Origin of the sequence: Streptomyces thermoalcalitolerans (assembly GCF_039525155.1) — a bacterium.
In the GTDB taxonomy this organism is placed as follows: domain Bacteria; phylum Actinomycetota; class Actinomycetes; order Streptomycetales; family Streptomycetaceae; genus Streptomyces; species Streptomyces thermovulgaris.
Genome location: NZ_BAAAHG010000124.1, coordinates 1 through 1,741, shown reverse-complemented (window position 1 = coordinate 1,741; position 1,741 = coordinate 1). Strand labels below are relative to the sequence as shown.

Annotated in this window: 1 protein-coding gene; it reads left to right on the top strand. The window is 66.5% G+C overall.

What is annotated here, in order from left to right; all coding sequences use genetic code 11:
* Positions 1 to 4: 4 nt before the first annotated feature.
* A partial coding sequence (locus ABD224_RS29075; RefSeq protein ID WP_344055285.1) for a nickel-dependent hydrogenase large subunit occupies positions 5 to 1,741 on the top strand: 1,737 nt, incomplete at its 3' end.

The following is a 1,741-nucleotide window of genomic DNA, read 5'->3' as shown; positions in this document are numbered from 1 at the left end:
CGACATGACGACGACGGAGGCTCGTGCGGCGGGGCGCAGGCCCGCGCAGCTGGTGGACATGTCCTGGGACCCGATCACCCGGATCATCGGGAACCTGGGCATCTACACAAAGATCGATTTCGCCAACCGGGAGGTGGTCGAGTGCCACTCCACCTCCTCCCTCTTCCGCGGCTACGCGGTGTTCATGCGCGGCAAGGACCCCCGCGACGCCGGCTTCATCACCTCACGGATCTGCGGGATCTGCGGCGACAACCACACCACCTGCTCCAACTACGCCCAGCAGATGGCCTACGGCATCAAACCCCCGCCGCTGGCCGAGCACATCACCAACCTCGGCGAAGCCGCCGAGTACATGTTCGACCACACCCTCTTCCAGGACAACCTCGTCTTCGTCGACTTCTGCGAGGCCATGGTCAAGGCCACCAACCCCTCACTGCTGGCCCGCGCCGAACGCACCGACGCCCCCCGCGGCCACCTGCACGGCCACCGCACCATCGCCGACATCATGCGCGCCTTCAACCCCTTCGAAGGCGAGGCCTACAAACAGGCGCTGAAGACCTCCCGCATCACCCGGGAGATGTTCTGCCTGATGGAAGGCCGCCACGTGCACCCCTCCACCCTCTATCCCGGCGGGGTGGGCACCATGCCCCAGCCGTCGGTGTTCACCGACTACCTCACCCGCCTGATGCACGTGATCGACTTCATCAAAAAAGCCGTCGCGATGAACGACGACGTCTTCGACTTCTTCTACCAGGCCCTGCCCGGCTACGAGGAAGTCGGCCGCCGCCGCATCCTGCTGGCCTGCTGGGGCGCCTTCCAAAACCCCGACATCTGCGACTACCGCTACGAGACCATGAACGCCTGGGGCAAGGCCATGCACGTCACCCCCGGCATCATCGTCGACGGACAGCTGGTCACCAACAACCTCGTCGACATCAACCTCGGCCTGCGCATCCTGCTCGGCTCCTCCTACTACGACGACTGGACAAGCGAAGAACCCTTCGTCACCCACGACCCCCTCGGCAACCCCGTCGACATCCGCCACCCCTGGAACCAGACCACCCTGCCCCACCCCCAAAAACGCGACTTTGACGGCGCCTACTCCTGGGTGATGAGCCCACGCTGGTACCACCCCGAGACCGGCCGGCACCTCGCCCTGGACACCGGCGGCGGCCCCCTGGCCCGCCTGTGGTCCACCGCCCTGAGCGGCCTGGTCGACACCCCCTACATCAAAGCCACCGGCCACAGCGTGCGCATCACCCTGCCCAAAGGCGAAACCCTGCCCGAGACCACCCTGGAGTGGACCATCCCCAAATGGTCCAACACCCTCGAACGCGACCGCGCCCGCCCCTACTTCATCGCCTACGCCGCCGCCATGGCCCTGCACATCCTGCAGCAGGCCACCGACCTGGTGCGCGCCGGCGAGACCCGAACCTTCACCAACTACACCGTCCCCGAACAGGCCATCGGCTGCGGCTTCCACGAAGCCGTCCGCGGCGTGCTCTCCCACCACCTCGTCATCCGCGACCACAAAATCGCCAACTACCACCCCTATCCCCCCACCCCCTGGAACGCCAGCCCCCGCGACCACTACGGCACCCCCGGCCCCTACGAAGACGCCGTCCAGGGCCAGCCCATCTTCGAGGAAAACGGCCCCGACACCTTCAAAGGCATCGACATCATGCGCACCGTCCGCAGCTTCGACCCCTGCCTGCCCTGCGGCGTGCACATGTACACCGGC